Genomic DNA, 20,110 nt, shown 5'->3' with positions numbered 1-20,110 from the left:
CGACCATGTCGGTGCCCACCGGGGCGCCGATCCCGCTGCCCGCACGGACCGGACCGAGTGGAGCCCGGCTCCAAGGGTGGGTCCCCCGGTCGGCTGGCTGGAGGAACATCCCCCGCCCCTGCCGTCGCGCCGGACACCCGTCAGCTGCGGTCCCTCCCTTCGGCTCGCCCAGGCGCCTTCTCTCCTGAGGTGAGCGGCGGCGGGCACGGGCCTCACGGTCCCTTCCGTGTTTCCCCGGGTTCGAACAGCGGCACGACACTAGGTTGGTCACCGGTGGGGCGCGACGGGATCCCCGCTCCACAGGACGATTCGAGAAGCGGAGGCCGGACCTGAGCACCGGAGAGCACGAACAGGACCAACCACTGAGCGGCGGCATGATGAACAAGGTCGTCCGTAGGGGCGATCGCGTCGTGCGCGGGGCCGTACCGCACGCCCTCGCCCTGCACGGCTTCCTCACCGCCCTGTCGGACCGCGGGTTCACCGGGGCACCCCGGCCGCTGGCCCTGCACCCGGCCGAGGGAGGAGGCCCCGGAACCGAGGAGCTCACCTTCGTCGAGGGCGACGTGGCGCTCCCGCCCTTTCCCGCCTGGTCCCGCGCCGACAGTGTGGTGAGCACCTGCGCCCGACTCCTGCGCCGCTACCACGACGCCGCCGAGCACGTGCCCCTCAATGCCGAGGTGGCCTGGCCCACCGCCCTGAGCGACCCCGAGGGCGGCACCCTGCTGTGCCACAACGACCCCTGCCTGGAGAACCTGGTCTTCCGTGACGGCGAGGCCGTCTCCCTGATCGACTTCGACCTCGCCGCCCCGGGCCGCCCCGTCTGGGACCTGGCCGCCCTCGCCTTCTACCTGGGCCCCACCCTGCCCCCGGAGATCCTCGCCCGCACGGAGTTCGCCGGGGCGCGCACCCCGCACCGGATCCGCCTGCTCGCCGACGCCTACGGCATGTCCGACGCCGACCGCAGGTCCCTTCCCGTGGCGATCGAGCAGTACAACGAGGTCTCCCGTGACTTCGTCAAGGACATGTTCGACCAGGGCAATCCCCTGTTCGTACGGACCGTGGAACGGGTGGGCGGCTGGGCCTCGTGGGAGCGGCTCAGGGTCCGCCGCGCCGGGTGGCTGCGCGACCAGCGTCCCGTCCTCCTCGCTGCCCTGACCGAACCGGACGCCTAGCTCCGGCGAGTCACCGCCACCAGGTAGCGGCAGGGCCGCCCGGTCGGGTTGCAGTACTCGCAGGGAGCGGGCGCACCGAGCTGGAGGCAGTCCCCGCGTTCCAGGAGGTGTTCGGTCGAGCCCTCACGGAAGGCGAGCGCACCCTCCAGGACCCAGATCTGGTGGTGGGTGAAGGCGAACACCTCCTCGGGATAGGGCACCCGGGCGCCCGGGGGGAGCTCCACCTCGACCAGTTCGAGCGATCCCCCCGAGGTGGGCGAGACCGCGCGGCGACGGTAGCCGGTCTCGGGGTCGGTCCACAGGGGCTGCTCGTCCCGGCGGGCCAGGCGGCGGTCACCCTGTTCGGCCTGGGCGATGAGTTCGGACAGGGTCAGGCCGAGGGCCCCGGACAGGCGGCCCAGCAGGGCGGCGGTGGGCTGGGCGTCACCGTTCTCGATCCGGCTGATCATGGCCCGGGACACCCCGGACAGGTCGGCCAGGGCGGCGCCGCTGAGTCCGCGGTCACGGCGCAGGGCCTGGAGGGTCGTGGCGAGGGCGGGTCCGAGTGGGTCGCTCATGCGTTCACCATAGTGGACACCTTCGCCTATCATCTTCAACTATGGACGCCCTGCTCACGCACGACAGCATCCGCGACGCCACCGTCACCGACGCGGCGGCGTGCGCGGCCATCTACGCCCCCTACGTCACCGACACCTCCATCACCTTCGAGCTCGACCCTCCCTCCGCGGAGGAGATGGCCCGACGCATCACCGAAGCCCAGCGCCACCACGCGTGGATCGTCATGGAGGATGAGGAGGGCGTGCTCGGCTACGCCTACGGCGGCACCTTCCGCACCCGTGCCGCCTACCGACGGACCTGCGAGGTCAGCGTCTACCTCGAAGGCGGACGCCGTCGCCGAGGAGCGGGGCGTGCCCTGTACTCCGCGCTGATGCCCCGCCTGGCCGCACGGGGGATGCACACCGCCATCGCCTGCATGACCCTGCCCAACGACGCCAGTCTGGGACTGCACCGGGCCATGGGCTTCGAGGACGTCGGGATCATGCGCCGGGTGGGCCACAAGCACGACGCCTGGCACGACGTGGCCTGGGCCCAGCTGGACCTCACTCCGGCCCCCTAGTCAGGGCCACGGACCCGGAGCGCGAACGCCCCGGAGGGGGACTCCACCCAGGTCGGGCGGCCCGTCCCGGAGCGGGACACCTATGCTCGACGAGATCCCATCTCCCCACCATCCCCTGGAGCGTCCCCGTGTCCGCCCACACCGCCCGCCACCGCCCCTCGGGGCTCGCCTTCGCGCTCGCCTCCGCCCTGGCCTTCGGCGGTTCGGGGGTCTTCGCCCGGCCCCTGCTGGACGCGGGCATGGACCCGCTGCACGTCACCTGGCTGCGGGTGGCCGGGGCGGCGCTCATCCTGCTGCCCGTCGCCCTACGGCACTGGCGCGTCGCCCAACGCAGGCCGCTGCTGGTCCTGGCCTACGGCGTGTTCCCCATGGCCGGAGTCCAGGCCCTGTACTTCGCGGCCGTCGCCCGCATCCCGGTGGGGATCGCTCTACTGCTGGAGTTCCTCGGCCCGGTGCTGGTGCTGCTGTGGGTGCGGGTGGTGCGCCGCAACCGGGTCTCCCCCGCCGCCGTGGTGGGGGTCGTCCTCGCCGTGGCCGGGCTCGGACTGCTCCTGGAGATCTGGGCGGGGATGCGCCTGGACGCCATCGGCGTGGGCCTGGCCCTGGGCGCGGCCGCCGCGCAGGCCGCCTTCTTCCTGCTCGGCGACGCCATGGGTGAGGACACCGACCCCCTGGCGGTGATCGCCTTCGGCGCGCTGATCGCCACCGTCCTGCTGGGTGCGCTCGCCCAGCCCTGGACCCTGCCGTGGGGCCTGCTCGCCGACCCGGTCCCGCTGGGCACCCTCACCCTGCCGGGCTGGGCCCTGGTGCTGTGGCTGGGCCTGGTGTGCACCGCCATCGCCTACTTCGCCGGGGTGTCGGCGATCCGACGCCTGTCCCCGCAGGTCGCGGGCGGTGTGGCCTACCTGGAGGTGGTCACCGCGATCGTGCTCGCCTGGGTGCTCCTGGGCGAGGCGCTCACCCTCGTGCAGGTCGTCGGCGCCGTGGTCATCGTGACCGGCGCCTTCATCGCCCAGACCGCCGTGCCGAGCTCACCCGCCCCCGGCAACGAAGCAAGCCCGGCGGCCCCCGACCAGGAACGCGCTCTGGACCAGCACTGAGGTGCGCAGGCCATGTCGCGGGCGGGGCCGTGACCCCGCCCGCTCCGCTGGTGTCACTCCCTGTGTCAACTCCCTTGAGCCCCGCCGTCAACGGACCAAACGTCCGAAGCGGATCGGCGCCGGGCAGGCATCGCGATCCGGTCCAGGTCGGCGGCCAACACCACCCGCCCGTCGAACTCCGCACCCGCCTGGGCCGTGAAATGGGCCTCGTCGGCCTCCTCGTAGCGCTCCGACAGGTGGGTCAACACCAGCACACGCACCCCCGCCCGAGCCGCGATCCGACCGGCCTGACGCGCCGTCAGGTGTCCGTACGCCTCGGCCAAGTGCTCCTCGGAGTCCAGGTACGTGGACTCGATGACCAGCATGTCCGCCCCCTGGGCCAGCTCCACCGCCTGCTCGCACACACCCGTGTCCATCACGAACGCGAACACCTGGCCGGGGCGGGGCACCGCGCAGTCCGACAGCTCCACCACACGGCCGTCCTCCAACTCCAACGCCCCCTCCCGCAGGAGCCGCGACACGGCCGGACCACGCACCCCGAAGCGCCGCAGCCGCTCGGGCAGCATCCGCCACCCGTCGGGTTCGGCCAGCCGGTACCCGTAGGCGGGCATCGAGTGCCGCAGCGGCAGGGCCGTCACCGTGAACGGCTCGTCCGGGCCCACCACACAGGAACCGGATCCGCCCACCGGTTGGGGGACGACCACCTCGGTGTCACGGAAGGACGTGGCGTGCCGCAGCCGCCGCCAGTACTCCTCACCGGCGCCCGGGTAGGCCACCCGCACCGTGTGCGGAACCCGGTCCCGGGCGATGCGCTGGATGACACCGGGCAGCCCCAGGCTGTGGTCCCCGTGGAAGTGCGTCACACAGACCCGGGTGATGTCGCTGGCGGCCAAGCCGGCCAGACGCATCTGGCGCTGGGTGCCCTCCCCCGGGTCGAACAGCACCCCCTGATCGCCCCAGCGCAGGAAGTAGCCGTTGTGGTTGCGCCGACGGGTGGGCACCGCGCTGGAGGTCCCCAGGACCACGAGTTCACGTACGGACATGGGCCGTATTGTCGCACCACCAGGTGCCGCGGACACGCGCTCCCAACAGGCCCTTGTCAGTCGGAGCCGGGTGCCGCCACCGGCTCAACGCACCCCCGTGGCACGGGCGCGGATCATCGCCACACGGGGACCTTCGGTGAAGGGGGCACCGTGCCCCGGCAACAACAGGCTCCGCTCCGGCAACGTGGCCAGACCCTCCAACGACTCCAACGCCCGGGCACTGTCGTGCGTGGACATCCGGCTCACCACCCGCGGGCCCTCACAACCCGTGCTGGGGTCGACGGTGACCAGCGCGTCACCGGTGAACGCGACCCCCCGATCCTCGAAGACCACCAGGACACTGCCCGGGGTGTGTCCCGGAGCGGGCACCACTCTGGGGCGGCCCGGCACCTCCTCCAGGACCTCGTGGTCGCCGAACACCGAGAACTCGCTGACCCGGTCCGCCGTGAAGGCCCCGCCGTGCCCCAACCTCAGGAGTGCCTGAACGGCGGCGGGGTGCCTGGCCAGGTAGGGCAGCATCGGCCGTTCGGGACGGGCGTGGACCACCGAACTGGTGGGGCCGTCCGCCAGGATCGGCGCGTCGGCCTGATGCACCCACACCCGGGCGCCCGCCTTGTCGCGGGCCCGCTCGGCCAAACCCGTGTGGTCCGGATGGGCGTGGGTGAGGACCACCGCCCGCAGCCGTCCCCCCACCCAGGCGACCGCGTCCAGGAACCGACCGCTGTGCGCGGGCAGCCCGGCGTCCACCATCACCAACCCCTCCCCGGTCTCCACCAGGTAGAAGTTCACGAGCGCGTCACCGACCCGGTGTACACCGGGAGCGACCTCGTCGGGAACATGGGTCATGATTCCTCCCGGAAGGACACGCGTGAGAACCCGAGAACGGACCCCGTCCCCCTTTCATACCCGCGAACTCCCCATCTAGTTCTCACAAGACCCACCCGCCTCCTACGCCACACCCCCACCCACGTGCGCGCACGCCACCGGCTGGACTAGCGTCGACCGGGTGAGCAACGTAGAACCCCACCCCACCGAACAACGGGTCTGCGAGGCCGACCGCTCCGGCCCCGAACCCGACACCGAACTCCTCGAACCCCGCGAGGTCCCCCTCGGCGGACCGCGCGCCATGCTCGTCCACCGCGCCCTGCCGGGCAGGAACCGACGCATGGTCGGCGCCTGGTGCTTCGCCGACGTCTACGGACCCGCCGACGTCAGCACCGGCCCCGGCATGCAGGTACCGCCCCACCCCCACATCGGGTTGCAGACCGTGAGCTGGCTGGTCCAGGGCACCGTCCACCACCTCGACGGCCTTGGCTCGGACCAGCTCGTCCGCCCCGGCCAGCTCAACCTCATGACCGCCGGGAACGGCATCGCCCACTCCGAACGCACCCCCGAGCAGGCCCCCGACCTGCTCCAGGGAGCACAGCTGTGGGTGGCCCTGCCCGAACACGACCGCGAGGGCCCCGCCCACTTCGAACACCACGCCGACCTGCCCGGCTTCTCCCTGCCCGGCGCCGGGGTCACCGTGATCATGGGCGAACTCCACGGCCACCGCTCACCCGCGCGCACCCACACACCCCTGGTCGGCGCCGAGATCGTCATCGAGGCGGGCCGAACCGTCACCATCCCCGTGCAGGCCGCGTTCGAACACGGCCTGCTGCCCCTGGACGCCCCCGTCCACGCCCACGGCCACCGCGTGGTCCCCGGCTCCCTGCTCTACCTGGGCACCGGCCGCGACACCGTCCAGTTCCACGCCGAAGAACGCACCCACCTGCTCCTCATCGGCGGCGAACCCTTCACCGAGGACCTCGTCATGTGGTGGAACTTCGTCGGACGCGACCACGACGACATCGTGCGCGCCCGCGCCGACTGGGAGGACCAACGCGAAGGCGACGACCGGGACTCGGGCCTGCGTTTCGAGCCGGTACGCGCCGACCACGGCACCGCCCTGCCAGCCCCGGACCTGCCCAACGCGCGGCTGCGCCCGCGTCCCCGGCACCGCGACGCCTGAACCCGAGCCCCCGCCCCCAGGGTGAGGTGCTCTGAACGCGAGGGGTAAGCCGGGCTTGCCCCGGAGCGCCTCACCAACCCTGGACGATCCGGCACCAAACGAGGGCCCGATCACGACATCCAGCGCTCGGACCTGCTCCAACAATGCCCAAAGACCCAAATCCTGCTACCGTGCGGGTCGCGAACTACGGGATGATTTAGGAGACCTGAACATGGGGCAACAGCCTCGCGAGCAGTGGGGGACGCGCGCGGGATTCCTGATGGCCGCGATCGGATCGGCCATCGGACTCGGCAACATCTGGCGATTCCCCTACGTCGCCTACGAGAACGGGGGCGGGGCGTTCCTCCTGCCCTACCTGATCGCGATGCTGACGGCGGGTATCCCGCTGCTCATCCTCGAGTACGGCATCGGGCACCGGTACCGTTCCTCGGCCCCGCTGTCCTACCGGCGCATCTACCGCCCGGCCGAGGTCATCGGCTGGTGGCAGGTGGCCATCTGCTTCGTGGTCGCGGTCTACTACGCCGTCATCATCGCCTGGGCCATCCGCTTCACCTGGTTCTCCGTCAACCAGGCCTGGGGTGACGACCCCGACAGCTTCTTCTTCAACGACTTCCTGCAGATGAGCCCCGAACCGGGTGTCGTCTCCGGGTTCGTCTCCGGGGTGGCCTGGCCTCTGGTCGCCGTCTGGTTCGTGACCCTGGCGGTCCTGATCATCGGGGTCCGGCGCGGCATCGAGATCATCAACAAGATCACCATCCCGCTACTGGTGGTCCTGTTCTGCCTCCTGGTCGTCCAGGCGCTCACCCTCGACGGCGCGGTCACCGGCCTCAACGCCTTCTTCACGCCCGACTGGGAGGCGATGCTCACCGGCAAGGTGTGGATCGCCGCCTACGGACACGTGTTCTTCTCGCTGTCCATCGGCTTCGGCATCATGGTCACCTACGCCTCCTACCTGCGGCGCAAGTCCGACCTGACCGGATCGGCCATGGTCGCGGGCTTCGCCAACAGCTCCTTCGAGCTCCTGGCCGGTATCGGCGTGTTCGCCGCCCTCGGCTTCATGGCCACCGCCGCCGGAACGGCCGTGGACGAGGTCGCCACCTCCGGCATCGGACTGGCCTTCATCGCCTTCCCGCAGATCATCTCCAGCCTGCCCTTCGGCGGTTCGCTCTTCGGAGTGATGTTCTTCGGCTGCCTGGTCATCGCCGGACTCACCTCGCTGATCAGCATCGTCCAGGTGATCGTCTCGGCCGTGCAGGACCGCACCGGCCTGGGCCGCACCCAGACCGTGCTGCTGGTCGGCGGTGCCACCGCGCTCGCCTCGATCCTGCTCTTCCCCACTCCCGAGGGCCTGCACTTCCTGGACGTCTTCGACCACTTCATCAACCAGTACGGCATCGCGCTGGCCGGTCTGGTGCTGGTCGTCTTCGTCTCCTGGGGCGTGCGCAAGCTGCCCCTGTTCCAAGCGCACGTCAACTCGGTCTCCAGCATCCACCTCGGCCTGTGGTGGCGCGTGACCCTGGGCGGCATCACCCCGGTCCTGCTCGGCATCATGATGTGGGACAGCCTGCGTACCGAGCTGACCACCAACTACGGTGGCTACCCGACCGGGTACCTGCTCGCCGCCGGTTGGGGCGTGGCCATCGGCGCCATCGTCTTCGGCATCGTCATGTCCTGCTTCCCGTGGAAGCGCGCCGACGTCATCGCCCGACACGACGCAGAGCGCATCGCGGACGGGAAGGAGGGCGCCTCGGGCCAGCTGGCGGCGCCCAACGAAATCGCGCCCAACGAAGCGACCATCCCGCCCTTCGACAAGGAAGAGGACCGCTGATGTCCACCAGCGCCATCGTCATGATGGTCATCTCCATCACCGTGCTCTGGGGTGGCCTCATCGCGGCCGTCATCCACCTGCGCCGTCATCCGGACGACCCCGGGTCGGAGTGACCCCACCCCCCGCAGTCCCCGAGGGGCCGCGAACCGCACACGCGGTTCGCGGCCCCTCGGCCGTGTCAGGGGTCCTGGTCCGGCCCAGGTCAGGCCCGGGGACGGTTCAGGCGGCGAACTCCCCAATGATCCGCTCGCAGAACGCGGGCAGGTCGTCCGGGTTACGGCTGGTGGTGACGCCGTGGTCGGTGACCACTTCCTCCTCCACCACGGTGCCACCGGCGTTGCGGATGTCGGTGCGAATGCTGGGGAAGGAGGTGAGGGTGCGCCCGCGCACCACGTCGGCCTCCACCAGCAGCCACGGCCCGTGACAGATGGCGGCGATCGGCTTGCCCCGGGCGACGAAGTCGCGGACCAGCCGCACCGCGTCGGCGTCCGACCTCAGGTTGTCCGGGTTGATGGTGCCACCCGGAACCACGAGCGCGTCGTAGTCGTCGACTCCGACCGCGGAGACCACCCGGTCCACCGTGAACCGGTCGGCCGGTTCGATGTCCCCGTTCATGGCCTGGATCCGTCCCTCGTTCAACGAGACCAGTTCCACCTGGGCACCCGCATCCACCAACGCCTGGCGAGGTTGGACCAGCTCCACCTGCTCGACCCCGTCGGCGGCCAGAATCGCGACGCGCCGTCCGGTGAGTGGGTCAGCCATCGTGTCCCCCTGTGTGCTCCTCGGATGCGCGGACCCGGACGGGCCCGCTCACACGTGCCGCCCTACCCGCCCAGCCCCCTCCGCTCACGTGCCCGCGCCGGATCAGTCCGCCTCCACGGGAACGACCACCTTCCCCGGCCCCGCCCACGGGTGGGTCACGGGTGGTGGCACGGACAGCCACGAACCACGCGCCACCACGGTCAGGGGTCGCCCCGTGGAGTCGCTGAGTTCGTGGACATCGCCGGTGCGCACCACGACGTGACGACCGCCGGCCTCGCGCACCGCGCGCAGAACGTCTGTCTCGTCCACGTTCGGGGGCACGCTCACGTAGAACTCGTCGACGGCACCGCCGCTGTCGGAGTGGACCTGTCTGAGACGGATGTCGACCCCCAACTCGGAGAACCGGCCAGCGAGAGCGGCCAGCCCGCCCGGCCCTTCGGCGACGGCGACCCGCACGCTCCAGAGCCGGTCCTCGGCGGGGGACGCGGAACCGGCCGGGTCGGGATCGGGGGCAGCACCCGTGTGCGCGGAGGGTCGGCGGCGCGTCCGACAGTGCCTGCGCCAACGGTGCAGGGCGGAGAAGGCGAGGAGCAGGACCCCCACCACGATCAGGGCCCGGACCCCGCTGGCGCTGTGCCCCAGGGAGACCACCAGCAGGTGCGCCGACCCGGCGGCGAACAGCAGGGTCCCCATCTCCAGCACCTCGCGGCCGAAGAATCCGTGACGGTCGTCGTTTGCATGGCTGCCACTCAAAGCGTCCATGCACCCAAGGTGCCAAGCCCAGGTTGCGCCCGTTCGCTGTTTCGTGTCACCACGGTAACGACGGAGAGTGATGCCGCTCACGGCTTTACCCAGACTTGGTGACTCCGGGTGAACTCCACGGAGAGGGCGAACGTATTCACGTGGTCCGCGAAGGTCTCGCGGTCGATGACAGGGGGATGGCCAAGCATGAGGACAGCGACGAGGCGGATCACGACCGGAGCGTTCGCGACGGCGGTCGCCGGAGTACTGGTGGCGGCACCGGGCACGGCCGCGCACGCCGGTGAGGAGGTCCCCGAGCCGAACGTGTTCACCAGCGAGTTCTGGGTCGAGGCCACCCCCGACATGGTGATCGACAACCAGGGCGAGCCCGTCGCTGGCGAGGAGGGAGCGTGGGGCTCCTTCGAGTTCCGGCTCAACAGTGACCTGGACGTGGTCTGCTACGACATCAGGTTCCGCGGTGTCACCCCGCCGTACCAGAGCCCCGCCAAGACGGCCACGCACATCCACCAGGCCGCCGACGGCGAGTTCGGCCCGCCGCGCCTGGCCTTCCCCGACCCCGAGGACGACGGTCGTGGCGACCTGCGCAGTTCCGGCTGCATGCGGGGACCGTTCACCACCGGTCTGGACGACGCCGACGGCAACGACACCGGCGAGGGCTTCACCGTGGCCCAGATCGAGGACGACCCGGCGAGCTTCTACGCCGACACCCACACCGCCGACTTCCCGGCCGGTGCGATCCGTGGCCAGCTCATGGACGCGGGCAACGGATACGGCAAGCCCTGGTAGGACGACCGGAGGCGCAGTGACGGCGCCGCGGTGACCCTTGGCGCGGGGCCACCGCGGCGCTCCCGTGCCCCGTCCAAGACGCGAAACCCTCAGAACGAGGAACTCACCACGGGGTCGCCGCCCTCGTCGGTGATCTCGAAGCCCACCGCGTCCTCCCGCAGCAGCGCGCTGTTGAGGTTGCACACCATCGGATCCGCGCCCACGCCCACGAACTCACCCGCAGGGTGCTCACCTCCCGTTGCGTCGAGGAGCGTGGCCCGGTAGGTCCGCCCCTCCTCGAAACCAGTACCGGTCAGCCGGATCTCCACGCCCCACGTGTGCGGGATCAGCTCGGCCTCGGCGTCCACTCCGGCCTCGTGCACGGTGGTGGCCACACCCTCCAGGGGAACCGGCTCCGGGGCGAAGAAGGCGTGACCGGCGACAACCCCGGCGCCGACCCCCACGAGCAGGGTCACGGCGCAGGCTGCCAGGAGCCGTCGGGCTCGCCGCCCGCGCGCATGCGGCACGTGTTCGGCGCGCACACCGGCGACGATGCGCTCCCCCAGCTCGGGTGGGGGCGCGGGCAGCTCGGACAGCCGGTCGGGGTCGGCCAGCGGCAACAACTCCGCCGCGGGGGCGACGAAGTCGAGTTCCGCGCGGCACTCGGCGCATCCGTCCAGATGGGCCGAGACCGCCGCGCGCTGATCGGGTCCGAGCATGTCCAGGGCGTAGGCGCCCAGGAGGTCGCGTACGCCGCGATGGGAGTCCCCGTTCATTCGCGCACCCCCATCTCGTCCATGACCACGCGCAGGGCCTTGAGTCCGTAGAAGAGCCTGCTGCGCAGCGTGCCCACAGGTATGCCCTGCTCAGCGGCGACCTCGGCGTAGGGCCGACCGCGCAGGTAGGTCTCCACCAGGGCGGCCCGGTGTTCGGGGCCGATCCGCTGGAGCGCCTCCTCCACCAGCCAGGATTGCATCACCTGCTCGTCGAGGCTGCGCCCGGTGGAGCGTTCCGGGAGCCGCCCGCTTCCACTCGGGGCCATGGGCAGGGGCCGTCTGGCGGCGCGACGAAGCTCGTCGACCAGGACGTTTCGCGCAATGGCGAACAGCCAGACCCTCAGGCTGGCGAGTTCGGGATCGAACCGGTCCGCCGCGCGCCAGGCGCGCAGGAACACCTCCTGCACCACGTCCTGCGCCGCCACCTCGTCGCTGAGCTGGCGCAACGCGAACCGGTACAGTTCGGGCCCGTGTGCGTTGTAGGCCGCCTGGACCCCGCCCTCGTCACGCAAGTCCGGCTCGGGGTCACCCACACCGGCCCCGTATCGACGGCGCCGTCGAAGCACACGGCCCATCCGTCCCCCGTCCCTGTTCACCACCGGGCTCTCCCGATCACGTGTTGGAAGAGTGTCTACTCCTCACGAGCACGTAGCGTTCACCGTTCGGCCAGTTCGGCCGAGAAAAGCTCGGTTCCCGCTCCGGGCGGCACCGGTACCACGGGGCTCATCACAGCGGTGGTTTCGACTCGGGGAGCGCTCCACCACCGGAGTGAGGACCCCGCGCGAGGCGGCACGGACAGCCACGAACCACGCGCCACAACCACGGATCGTAGGGAGGACCGCCCCCTGTCACCAGAAAGGGCCGCCCATGGCCGCGACCCGTCACCTGTACCTGGCCCGCCACGCCCAAGCCGACCCCGACACCGGAGAACTCACCGAGACCGGGCGCCTCCAGGCCGACCTGCTCGGGGCCCGCCTGAGCGAGTTCGCGCCCCACGCCCTCTGGCACGGCCCCCTGCCCCGCGCCGCGCAGACCGCCCACCTGGTGGCCTCCCACCTGGAGGACGTGACCCCGGCCGAACTCCCCGAGGCCGGGGACTACGCTCCCCACCTGCCCCGACGCCACGAGCTACCCACCGCCCACGCCGAGGGCGTCCTCGACTTCGTCAGCCGGGTCCCCGCCGCCGAACGCTCACCCGAACTCGGGCAGCGGGCACTGGAACTCCTGACCGGCCCCGTGGATGGCGGGACGGGCAGGCGCGAGGTGGTCATCACCCACGCCTACCTGGTTGGCTGGCTCGTCACGGCCGCCCTGGACGCCCCGCCCTGGCGGTGGGTGAGCGTGGGCGCCGCCAACGCCGGACTCACCGTCATCAGGTACGCCCCCGACACCCCGGCCTCAGTGGTCACCCTCAACGAACTCACCCACCTGCCCCACGACCTGCGATGGACGGGCTTCCCACCGCACCTGCGCCCCTGACCTCAGCCCCGGGTCCCCTCCCACACCTGGGCGGGGACCCGCTCCATCAGGCCGATGAGGGTGTCTGCGGCAGCCACCGTTTTCTCGGGCTCCAACGCGCCCGTGTACCAGGTCAGGAGGTGGTCACCCGTGAAGCGGAAAGGTATGCGCTCCTCGGCGCGCTCCAGCAACCACGCCCGCAGCGCCGGTCCCAGCACCGCCAGGGCGAACGCGTCGTTCTCGGTGGCGATCCGGAAGGTCTCGTCGAAGGTCGGCTCCCCCACCTGGAGGTCGTGCACCCCCAACAGTCCGAGAAGGGTGTGTCCGAAGTGCTCGTTCCTGACCTCCAGAGTGGGGGTGCGCGGGGTGCTCAGGGCGACGATCCCGAAGCAGTACTTCGTGGTGCTCGTGTTCTGACCGTCGTAGCTGGTCGTCGTGTAGCTGTACTCGAAGGCCAGGACCCCGTGACCCCCGTGCTCGGCGGTCAGAACGTGCCTGGCCTTGGCGTCGGAGCGACCTCGTTGGAAGGGTGTTCCGCTGAACCGGGCGACCAGTTCGGGGCGCTCCCGGTCGTAGGTCCAGCCCCGTTCACCCGCCCAGGCCTCCAAAGCCTCTGATCGCCGCCGCTCAGCGGCCGAGGACATCATCACGAGCGCGACGATGATGACTACGACGATCGCCATGATCGTCAGGGTGCCACCGGACATAGGGAAACTTCCTCTCAGCGCGGCTCTCCACCCACTGAGACGCCGTTCACTCCTCGCCTGGTTCCGCCCTTTTCCCGGAGTCCTGACTGGGGCGCACCCGCACGTGCGCGCGCTCACCCTGGGGGCCGAACAGGCCCAGGTACTCGACCGGACCCGGTCCGGGGTTGGCCAGCGCGTGCGGGATACGGGTGTCGAACTCGGCGACCTCCCCCGGCTCCAACACCATGTCGTGATCGCCCAGGACCAGCCGCAACCGCCCCTCCAGGACGTACAGCCAGTCGTGCCCCTCGTGGGTGCGCTGTTCGATCTCCTCCGCCGGGACGGTGAGCGGGGCGTTCACGGTCGGGTTGGTGATCCGGTAGGCCTGGAGTCCGCCGGGCCTGCGGTTGAGCGGAACATAGGTGACCCCGTGGCGGACGAACGACCCGCGCCGGACCCGGGGGTCCCGCACCGGGGGCTGCCCCACGAGCCGGTCCAGGGGCACCTCGTACACACGGGAGAGCGGCAACAGGAGTTCCAGGGTGGGGCGCCGCTGCCCCGACTCCAGCCGGGACAGGGTGCTCACCGAGATCCCCGTCTGCTCCGACAACCCTGCCAGCGTGGTGCCCCGGTCCCTGCGCAGGGACCGCAACCGCGGCCCCACCGCCTCCAGCACCGGGGTGAGTTCGTCTTCCATACCCCGAATCTGCCACAGACCGCCCTTCCCCTCGCACTGCTGCGGGGGCAGCGTGCCGTCCTCACTGGCCGCGACCCGGTGTCAGGTCCAGCACGCGGCGCGGGTCTCCTCGGGCGAGTCGCCCGCCGAGTCCGACACCGGGTGTGGTTCCTTCCACGGCTCCCACCGCTCCTTCCGTGCGCTGGACGTGTTCCCGGAGAGCGTCGTACGCGTCCGACGGCCTGGCCCAGGGGGAGTCGTTCAGTCGCGGGCATGGGTCCACCCGACCAGCTTCGACACTGCTTCTTGACCTTCCGGGGCACGTCGCCCCCTCCGGCCCGGGTGGGCGTTCGCCGCACCCCGCCGAAGGGCCGCCCCGCGCCCTATCCTGATCACCCACACCCAGGGAGGACCCACACCTTGGACGCGCCCACCGACCGGCTTCGCCCCATCGACCTGGCCCGGGCCGCCGGCATCTCCACGCAACAGGTTCGCAACCACGCGGACGAGGGCGTCCTGCCGCCGACCGCCCGCACCGAGTCCGGCTACCGGATCCTCACCGACCTCCACCGCCGGGCCCTGCTCACCTTCCGCGCCCTGAGCGCAGGGTTCGGTGGCGTCACCGCCCGCGACGTCATGGCCGCCGTGCACCAACGCGACCTCCCCGCAGCCCTGGCGCTGATCGACGCCGCCCACCACGCCCTGCACGAACAGCGCACCGCCCTGCACGCCACCGGTCGGGCCCTGGCTGCGGTCGCCGAACACACCCCCGACGCACCAGCCGCCCCCGGAGGTGAGCTGCGCATCGGCGAACTCGCCGCCCACCTGGGTATACGCACCTCGACCCTGCGCGTGTGGGAGGACGCCGGGCTGCTCGACCCCCGGCGCGAACACCCCACCGGGTACCGCCTCTACTCCCCCGCCGACGTGCGCGAGGCCCGTATGGTGCACCTGCTGCGCCAGGTCCGTTACCCGCTCTCGGACATCCCGCCGGTCATCCAGGAACTGCGCCGCAGCGGCGACAGCCGGGCGCTGCACACCGCCCTGGCCCAACGCGCGGACGAACTCACCCAGCGCTCACGGGCCATGCTCACCGCGGCCGCCCTCCTCGACGACTACGCGCGCACGGTCTGACCGCCGTCGCCCCCCGCCACCTGGCCTCGTCCCCCCACACACACAGGGGTGCGGGCCGCCTGGGAACCACCCGGACGACCCGCACCCCTTCTCCTCCGGCGACCCCCGCACCGGGGTCGCCCACGCTCAGTCCCGCTCCTCCCGCAGAGCGAAGACCTTGCCCGGGTTGAAGATCCCCGCGGGGTCCAGCGCTCCCTTGACCGCCCGGTGCATCGCCAGCACATGCGGGCCCAGCTCGTCGGCGGCGCCGCGCATCTTCAACAGACCCACGCCGTGCTCGCCGGTGACCGTCCCGCCCACCGCCAGGGCCTCGTCCACAATCACCTCGAACGCCTGCTTGGCACGGCCCTTGGCCTCCTCGTCACCTGCCGGGACGATGAACAGCGGGTGCAGGTTCCCGTCGCCGGCGTGCGCGATGTTGCCGATCCTGGTGTCGAACCGCTCCCCGGCCGCCTCGATCGCCTCCAGCATGTGCGGGACCCGCGCCTTGGGCACACACACGTCCTCGGTCAGCAACGGACCCAGCCGCTCCAGCGCCGGGTAGGCCAGCCGCCGCGCCTGGAAGAGCGCCTCGGCCTCCTCCTCGTCGGTGGAGCGCACCGCGTACACGGCCTTCTCCTTCTCGAAGCACTCCAAGATGCGGTCGGCCTCCTCCTGACCGGAGGTCCCGGGCAGGTCGCTGCGGGCCAGCAACAGGACCTCTCCCTCGGCGGACAGCCCCATGTTCTTCCACTTGTCCACGGCCTGGAGGCAGAACCGGTCGATGAGTTCCAGGGCCGAGGGCACGATGCCCGCCGCGGACACGGCGGCCACCGCCCGCCCGGCATCGGTCAGGGAGTCGAAGTAGCCCACCACGGTGTGCTCCACGCCCCGGCGCAACGGCACTAGACGCAGCGTCACCTCGGTGACCAGGCCCAGCGTTCCCTCCGAACCCACCATGAGCCCGGCCAGGTCGTACCCGGTCACCCCCTTGGCGGTGGTCCTGCCCAGTCGCACCACCTCACCGGAGCCGACGACGGCCTCCATGCCCAGCACGTAGTCCCGGGTGACCCCGTACTTCACACAGCACAGCCCACCGGCGTTGGTGGCCACGTTCCCGCCGATCGTCGACCACGGCGACGAGGCGGGGTCCGGCGGGTACCACAGGCCGTCCTGGGCGACCCTCGCCCGCAGGTCGTCGTTGACCACGCCCGGCTGGACCGTGGCGGTCTGCTGGACGGTGTCCACCTCCAGCACCCGGTTCATCCGCTCGAAGGAGACCACCACCCAGCCCCGTCCGGCGTTGGCCGCCCCGGACAGCCCGGTACCGGCGCCGCGTCCGACCACCGCGACCCCTCCGTTCGCGCAGATCCGCACCACCTCGGCGACGTCGGCGGTGTCGCGGGGCCGTACCACCGCCGCCGGGGCGTCGTAGGGCGCCCACTCGGCCTCGTCATGGGAGTAGCCCTCCATCACGGCGGGATCGGTGACCACCTGTTCGGCCCCGATCGCGGCCACCAGCTCCTCGACGACCCCCGGCATGGACCCCTCCTTCACCCTGTGTGGCGGCGCTCACTGCACCGACGCTGCCCAGCACTCTAACGGGACGCCTCACCCCACGAGTCACCCGCGTACCAGGACGAACACCCACGATCTCCCACACCACGCCTCGGCAAAACAAGACGAATACCCACCAAACATCCACAAAAGCGGACCAGTCCGGTGTTAGCTTGGCCCCAACGGCCCAGACACACCACTCACGGCCGCGGAGGTGGGCACATGAGCACGATCCTGGTCACCGGCGCCACCGGAACCCTCGGCGCACCGGTCGTGGAACGACTACTCCAGACCGACCACCAGGTCCACACCCTCAGCCGCCACCCCGACCCACAGGACCCGAACGCCCACGCCGTGGACCTGCGCACCGGGGAGGGACTCGACACCGCCCTGACCGGCGTCGACACTGTCGTGCACTGCGCCAGCAGCCCCACCGGCCGCGACCTCCAGGCCGCCACCCACCTCCTGCGCGCCGCCAGGGCCAACGGCGTCACCCACCTGGTGTACGTCTCCATCGTCGGCTGTGACAGCGTCCCCCTGGGCTACTACCGCACCAAGCACACCGTCGAGGAGGCCCTGCTCGCCTCCGGTCTGGGCGTGACCGTCCTGCGCGCCACCCAGTTCCACCAGCTCGTCGCCGCGGTCTGCGCCCGAGCCGCCCGCCTGCCCGTGATGCCCTACCCCGACGTCGACGTGCAGCCCGTCGACCCCGGCGAGGTCGCCCTGCGCCTGGTCCGTCTGGCCCAGCAGGAACCCTCCGGACGCGTCCCCGACCTGGGTGGCCCCCGGGTCGAGTCCTTCCACGACCTGGCCCGCGCCTACCTGGACGCCACCGGCGCCTCGCGCCGCCTGCTGCCGGTGCGCCTGCCCGGAGCGACCTTCGCCGCCTTCCGCGCAGGGGGGCACCTGGCCCCCGAGCACGCCGTGGGCCGCACCACCTTCGCCGAGTTCCTGGCCCGAAGCTGAGGCGCACCCGCGACGAAGCGGCCGCACCCGAGAACCAGGACCACAGCCGGTCCACGAGCGCGCCAAGCGTGAGCGGGCCCCTCGGCCGCGCCTACTCGCAGCCGCTGGCCGGCCCTTCCGAGGGCGTGACCTCCCGAACGAACACCAGACCGTCACTGTTCGCCAGGTGCGCCGGGTCCAACGGCGCGTATCCGAACCACGGCGACTCCCGGGCCTCGGCGGAACCCTCACCCAGCACCCGCGCCAACTCAGGGGCGTCCACCACACAGCGCTCCCGGCCCAGCGCGTACAACACCCCCTCCACGCTTCCCTGGGGTGGTTCCTCCACCCCGTGGTGACGCAGTGTGCCCAACGCGGTGGGCAGGAACGCGTACCCGCGGCCCAGCCGCTCCGCCACGAGTGCCCCCGCACTCCACCACTCCATCAACCCCTGCCACATCCGCATTGAGCTCCGCTCCCGTTGCAGGTGGGAGTTGTGCGCGTGCACCAACACCGGCCCATGGTCGGCCAGGGCCAGGAGGTTGTGCGCCATCATCTGGTCCCGCACCCCCAACAACCGGGTGATGCGCGCGGGCGAGGCGTCCGCCAGCCAGTGGTGGTAGCGCAACAACCCCACGGCCGTGCGACCGTACAGCTCGGCCCGCGCCAGTTCCGCGCGCGAGGTCGCCCCCACCAGGTACGGAGCCTGCGCGTCCAGCAGCGCCACCAGGTCGTCGGCGATCAACCGCAACTGACCGGCCTCGGCTGACTGCCCCACCGACCGGCCCGGGTCCATCATCGCCTCCGGGTCGGTCCAGGTCCCGTCCGATCCGAGCAACCGGTCCAGGTTCCCGGCGGTACAGGGCAGCAGATCCGCCTCGACCTGTTCGGCCAGGTGGTCGTACAGGGCGCTCAGGGCCTGCCGGGGGCTCTCGGCGCGCGAGATCTCCAACGGACCGTCGAACCCGGCGAACCGCACCCGCTCACCCACCGGGCGTCCCTCGTTGTGGGCGCGCATCCACCGCGCCAGTTCGCGGTTGGCGGCGTAGGCACCGAAGCCGTGACTGAATCCGCGCTCCATCACCTCGTCGAGGGTTCCGTGACCGAAGGTGACGTACTCGTCCACGACCAGCCCCCTCAGGCAGTCGCTCTCCAGCGCGATCGTCCGATACCCCTCCTCCTCCACGAGCTCCCGGAACAGGTCGTTGCGCACCCGGAGCAGCGTGCCGTCATCGTGCGTGGGCTCACCCAGAGCCAGCACGCGCGGCCGGTCGGAGAGCAACCCCATCACCGAGGCCGCCCCGAGCGCATGCGTCGTGTTCTTCGTCCGCGTGTCCATACCTTCGACGGTATCGCTGAACCAACGGTGGAGACTTTGACGCACTAGCATCGAGAACATGGCAGAAAAGCTTCAAAGCGGGGTACGCCTGAGACCGATCGACCTGGCCCGTCGGCACGGGCTGTCCACCCAGGCGATCAGGAACTACGAGGCCGACGGCATCCTCCCGCCCGCCGAACGCACCCCCCACGGCTACCGCACCTACACCCCGCTGCACGCCTCGGCCCTGCGCGCGTTCCTGGCCCTGTTCCCCGGCCACGGCCACCAGCGGGCGGCGGCGATCATGCGAGCGGTCAACCACGGACACGTGGAGGAGGCCCTGCACCAGGTCGACCTGAGCCACGCCCAACTCCTCGACGACCGCCGCACCCTCACCGCCGTCCGGAACGCGCTCCGTGACCTGGACCCCACGCCGACCACGGCCGCACCAGCGGCCACCAGGGTGCTCTCCGGGCTCACCACCATGAACCGCACACCCGGGACCGTCTTCATCGGGCAGCTCGCGGGCCGCCTCGGCGTCCGACCGGCCACCCTGCGCAAATGGGAAAACGCCGGACTGGTGTCCCCGGTCCGCGACCCACGAACCGGCTACCGCGTCTACGACGACGCCGCGGTCCGCGACGCCCAACTGGTCCACCAGCTCCGGCGCGGCGGCCACCTGCTGCAACAGATCGCCCCGCTCATCACCCAAGTGCGCTCGGCCGGCGGCCTCCAACCGTTGGAGGGGACCCTGGACGGCTGGCACCAGCGGCTCGACACCCGAGGACGAGCGCTCCTGACCGGTGCCGCCCAACTGGAGGCCCACCTGTCCACGCACGCGTGAACCCCCAAAGACCCACCCGCGCCAAAGAACACCCCCGGTGTGCGCACCCTGGGGCGCCCCCGAACGCGGGCCCCTTCCCACCACCGTTCCTCCGACGGGCGAAGGGGGGCACAAACGCGAAACGGTTCGAGGAGGAGGCCCTCTGGATGCGGCGCCGACCCGCCTCCCCGGCCGTCA

Annotated in this window: 22 protein-coding genes; 11 read left to right on the top strand and 11 right to left on the bottom strand. The window is 71.3% G+C overall.

What is annotated here, in order from left to right; all coding sequences use genetic code 11:
• Positions 1-374 precede the first annotated feature (374 nt).
• Positions 375-1,172 (top strand): phosphotransferase, encoded by a 798-nt coding sequence (locus ADX84_RS12290; RefSeq protein ID WP_234003942.1) that lies wholly within the window; start codon positions 375-377, stop codon positions 1,170-1,172.
• On the opposite strand, the gene ADX84_RS12285 is transcribed toward ADX84_RS12290, so the two are convergent.
• Positions 1,169-1,729, bottom strand: coding sequence for an XRE family transcriptional regulator (locus ADX84_RS12285; protein WP_049572412.1), 561 nt, complete (start codon positions 1,727-1,729; stop codon positions 1,169-1,171). The two genes, ADX84_RS12290 and ADX84_RS12285, sit on opposite strands and share 4 nt — an antisense overlap.
• 41 nt (positions 1,730-1,770) lie before the next feature.
• Here ADX84_RS12285 and ADX84_RS12280 point away from each other — a divergent pair, with 41 nt between their 5' ends.
• A complete protein-coding gene (locus ADX84_RS12280; RefSeq protein WP_049572409.1) occupies positions 1,771-2,289 on the top strand; it encodes a GNAT family N-acetyltransferase in 519 nt (172 codons plus the stop codon).
• Between the two features lie 128 nt (positions 2,290-2,417).
• Entirely contained in the window at positions 2,418-3,389 is a 972-nt protein-coding gene (locus ADX84_RS12275) for a DMT family transporter (protein ID WP_156208068.1), read from the top strand.
• 65 nt (positions 3,390-3,454) lie between these two features.
• Here ADX84_RS12275 and ADX84_RS12270 read toward each other — a convergent pair whose 3' ends face one another.
• Entirely contained in the window at positions 3,455-4,432 is a 978-nt protein-coding gene (locus tag ADX84_RS12270) for a ribonuclease Z (protein ID WP_049572404.1), read from the bottom strand.
• Between the two features lie 84 nt (positions 4,433-4,516).
• Entirely contained in the window at positions 4,517-5,278 is a 762-nt protein-coding gene (locus tag ADX84_RS12265) for an MBL fold metallo-hydrolase (protein ID WP_049572402.1), read from the bottom strand.
• A 160-nt stretch (positions 5,279-5,438) separates the two neighbouring features.
• On the opposite strand from ADX84_RS12265, the gene ADX84_RS12260 reads away from it, so the two are divergent.
• From ADX84_RS12260 to ADX84_RS25410, 3 genes are all read left to right on the top strand, one after another.
• Positions 5,439-6,443 carry a pirin family protein gene (locus ADX84_RS12260; protein WP_049572399.1) on the top strand — a complete coding sequence of 335 codons (1,005 nt, stop codon included), beginning with the start codon at positions 5,439-5,441 and terminating at the stop codon, positions 6,441-6,443.
• Between the two features lie 211 nt (positions 6,444-6,654).
• Positions 6,655-8,271, top strand: coding sequence for a sodium-dependent transporter (locus tag ADX84_RS12255; protein ID WP_049572395.1), 1,617 nt, complete (start codon positions 6,655-6,657; stop codon positions 8,269-8,271).
• Entirely contained in the window at positions 8,271-8,384 is a 114-nt protein-coding gene (locus ADX84_RS25410; RefSeq protein ID WP_082206432.1) for a methionine/alanine import family NSS transporter small subunit, read from the top strand. Before ADX84_RS12255 ends, ADX84_RS25410 begins: the two co-directional genes overlap by 1 nt.
• A 106-nt stretch (positions 8,385-8,490) precedes the next feature.
• Here the strand turns inward: ADX84_RS25410 and ADX84_RS12250 are convergent, their stop codons facing one another.
• Together ADX84_RS12250 and ADX84_RS12245 are read right to left on the bottom strand one after the other, a co-directional pair.
• Positions 8,491-9,033, bottom strand: a complete 543-nt coding sequence (locus ADX84_RS12250) for a type 1 glutamine amidotransferase domain-containing protein (protein ID WP_049572391.1) — start codon at positions 9,031-9,033, stop codon at positions 8,491-8,493.
• Between the two features lie 102 nt (positions 9,034-9,135).
• A complete protein-coding gene (locus tag ADX84_RS12245; protein WP_234003941.1) occupies positions 9,136-9,795 on the bottom strand; it encodes a hypothetical protein in 660 nt (219 codons plus the stop codon).
• A gap of 186 nt (positions 9,796-9,981) precedes the next feature.
• Here ADX84_RS12245 and ADX84_RS12235 point away from each other — a divergent pair, with 186 nt between their 5' ends.
• Positions 9,982-10,581 (top strand): CHRD domain-containing protein, encoded by a 600-nt coding sequence (locus tag ADX84_RS12235; RefSeq protein WP_156208067.1) that lies wholly within the window; start codon positions 9,982-9,984, stop codon positions 10,579-10,581.
• An 89-nt stretch (positions 10,582-10,670) separates the two neighbouring features.
• Here ADX84_RS12235 and ADX84_RS12230 read toward each other — a convergent pair whose 3' ends face one another.
• Positions 10,671-11,336 carry an anti-sigma factor gene (locus ADX84_RS12230; protein ID WP_049572385.1) on the bottom strand — a complete coding sequence of 222 codons (666 nt, stop codon included), beginning with the start codon at positions 11,334-11,336 and terminating at the stop codon, positions 10,671-10,673.
• Positions 11,333-11,935, bottom strand: coding sequence for a sigma-70 family RNA polymerase sigma factor (locus tag ADX84_RS12225; protein WP_234003940.1), 603 nt, complete (start codon positions 11,933-11,935; stop codon positions 11,333-11,335). The genes ADX84_RS12230 and ADX84_RS12225 overlap by 4 nt, the downstream gene beginning before the upstream one ends.
• Before the next feature lie 268 nt (positions 11,936-12,203).
• Here ADX84_RS12225 and ADX84_RS12220 point away from each other — a divergent pair, with 268 nt between their 5' ends.
• Positions 12,204-12,815, top strand: coding sequence for a histidine phosphatase family protein (locus tag ADX84_RS12220; RefSeq protein ID WP_049572380.1), 612 nt, complete (start codon positions 12,204-12,206; stop codon positions 12,813-12,815).
• A 2-nt stretch (positions 12,816-12,817) separates the two neighbouring features.
• Here ADX84_RS12220 and ADX84_RS12215 read toward each other — a convergent pair whose 3' ends face one another.
• Together ADX84_RS12215 and ADX84_RS12210 are read right to left on the bottom strand one after the other, a co-directional pair.
• Positions 12,818-13,501 (bottom strand): hypothetical protein, encoded by a 684-nt coding sequence (locus ADX84_RS12215; RefSeq protein WP_049572377.1) that lies wholly within the window; start codon positions 13,499-13,501, stop codon positions 12,818-12,820.
• 46 nt (positions 13,502-13,547) lie between these two features.
• Positions 13,548-14,177 (bottom strand): helix-turn-helix domain-containing protein, encoded by a 630-nt coding sequence (locus ADX84_RS12210; protein WP_049572373.1) that lies wholly within the window; start codon positions 14,175-14,177, stop codon positions 13,548-13,550.
• A 399-nt stretch (positions 14,178-14,576) separates the two neighbouring features.
• Between ADX84_RS12210 and ADX84_RS12205 the strand changes: the two genes are divergently transcribed.
• On the top strand, positions 14,577-15,290 hold the full coding sequence (locus ADX84_RS12205; protein WP_049572369.1) for a MerR family transcriptional regulator: 714 nt from the start codon (positions 14,577-14,579) through the stop codon (positions 15,288-15,290).
• A gap of 126 nt (positions 15,291-15,416) precedes the next feature.
• On the opposite strand, the gene ADX84_RS12200 is transcribed toward ADX84_RS12205, so the two are convergent.
• Positions 15,417-16,811 carry an FAD-binding oxidoreductase gene (locus ADX84_RS12200; protein ID WP_049572365.1) on the bottom strand — a complete coding sequence of 465 codons (1,395 nt, stop codon included), beginning with the start codon at positions 16,809-16,811 and terminating at the stop codon, positions 15,417-15,419.
• 237 nt (positions 16,812-17,048) lie between these two features.
• On the opposite strand from ADX84_RS12200, the gene ADX84_RS12195 reads away from it, so the two are divergent.
• Complete coding sequence (locus tag ADX84_RS12195; RefSeq protein ID WP_049572364.1) at positions 17,049-17,792, top strand: SDR family oxidoreductase; 744 nt, start codon at positions 17,049-17,051, stop codon at positions 17,790-17,792.
• A gap of 91 nt (positions 17,793-17,883) precedes the next feature.
• On the opposite strand, the gene ADX84_RS12190 is transcribed toward ADX84_RS12195, so the two are convergent.
• A complete protein-coding gene (locus tag ADX84_RS12190; RefSeq protein ID WP_049572361.1) occupies positions 17,884-19,110 on the bottom strand; it encodes an erythromycin esterase family protein in 1,227 nt (408 codons plus the stop codon).
• 58 nt (positions 19,111-19,168) lie between these two features.
• Between ADX84_RS12190 and ADX84_RS12185 the strand changes: the two genes are divergently transcribed.
• Complete coding sequence (locus ADX84_RS12185; RefSeq protein WP_049572358.1) at positions 19,169-19,933, top strand: TioE family transcriptional regulator; 765 nt, start codon at positions 19,169-19,171, stop codon at positions 19,931-19,933.
• Positions 19,934-20,110 lie beyond the last annotated feature (177 nt).

The organism is Nocardiopsis sp. SBT366 (assembly GCF_001083815.1).
In the GTDB taxonomy this organism is placed as follows: domain Bacteria; phylum Actinomycetota; class Actinomycetes; order Streptosporangiales; family Streptosporangiaceae; genus Nocardiopsis; species Nocardiopsis prasina.
Note: the sequence above shows the minus strand (reverse complement) of the source record. Positions and strands in the feature narration are given on the sequence as shown.

What these genes read in the sequence shown, in the direction of transcription:
- ADX84_RS12290 (WP_234003942.1), top strand. Translation starts at nt 375, where the DNA reads ATGATGAACAAGGTCGTCCGTAGGGGCGATCGCGTCGTGCGCGGGGCC.
- ADX84_RS12285 (WP_049572412.1), bottom strand. Translation starts at nt 1,729, where the DNA reads ATGAGCGACCCACTCGGACCCGCCCTCGCCACGACCCTCCAGGCCCTG.
- ADX84_RS12280 (WP_049572409.1), top strand. Translation starts at nt 1,771, where the DNA reads ATGGACGCCCTGCTCACGCACGACAGCATCCGCGACGCCACCGTCACC.
- ADX84_RS12270 (WP_049572404.1), bottom strand. Translation starts at nt 4,432, where the DNA reads ATGTCCGTACGTGAACTCGTGGTCCTGGGGACCTCCAGCGCGGTGCCC.
- ADX84_RS12265 (WP_049572402.1), bottom strand. Translation starts at nt 5,278, where the DNA reads ATGACCCATGTTCCCGACGAGGTCGCTCCCGGTGTACACCGGGTCGGT.
- ADX84_RS12255 (WP_049572395.1), top strand. Translation starts at nt 6,655, where the DNA reads ATGGGGCAACAGCCTCGCGAGCAGTGGGGGACGCGCGCGGGATTCCTG.
- ADX84_RS25410 (WP_082206432.1), top strand. Translation starts at nt 8,271, where the DNA reads ATGTCCACCAGCGCCATCGTCATGATGGTCATCTCCATCACCGTGCTC.
- ADX84_RS12250 (WP_049572391.1), bottom strand. Translation starts at nt 9,033, where the DNA reads ATGGCTGACCCACTCACCGGACGGCGCGTCGCGATTCTGGCCGCCGAC.
- ADX84_RS12245 (WP_234003941.1), bottom strand. Translation starts at nt 9,795, where the DNA reads ATGGACGCTTTGAGTGGCAGCCATGCAAACGACGACCGTCACGGATTC.
- ADX84_RS12235 (WP_156208067.1), top strand. Translation starts at nt 9,982, where the DNA reads ATGAGGACAGCGACGAGGCGGATCACGACCGGAGCGTTCGCGACGGCG.
- ADX84_RS12230 (WP_049572385.1), bottom strand. Translation starts at nt 11,336, where the DNA reads ATGAACGGGGACTCCCATCGCGGCGTACGCGACCTCCTGGGCGCCTAC.
- ADX84_RS12220 (WP_049572380.1), top strand. Translation starts at nt 12,204, where the DNA reads ATGGCCGCGACCCGTCACCTGTACCTGGCCCGCCACGCCCAAGCCGAC.
- ADX84_RS12215 (WP_049572377.1), bottom strand. Translation starts at nt 13,501, where the DNA reads ATGTCCGGTGGCACCCTGACGATCATGGCGATCGTCGTAGTCATCATC.
- ADX84_RS12210 (WP_049572373.1), bottom strand. Translation starts at nt 14,177, where the DNA reads ATGGAAGACGAACTCACCCCGGTGCTGGAGGCGGTGGGGCCGCGGTTG.
- ADX84_RS12200 (WP_049572365.1), bottom strand. Translation starts at nt 16,811, where the DNA reads ATGCCGGGGGTCGTCGAGGAGCTGGTGGCCGCGATCGGGGCCGAACAG.
- ADX84_RS12195 (WP_049572364.1), top strand. Translation starts at nt 17,049, where the DNA reads ATGAGCACGATCCTGGTCACCGGCGCCACCGGAACCCTCGGCGCACCG.
- ADX84_RS12190 (WP_049572361.1), bottom strand. Translation starts at nt 19,110, where the DNA reads ATGGACACGCGGACGAAGAACACGACGCATGCGCTCGGGGCGGCCTCG.
- ADX84_RS12185 (WP_049572358.1), top strand. Translation starts at nt 19,169, where the DNA reads ATGGCAGAAAAGCTTCAAAGCGGGGTACGCCTGAGACCGATCGACCTG.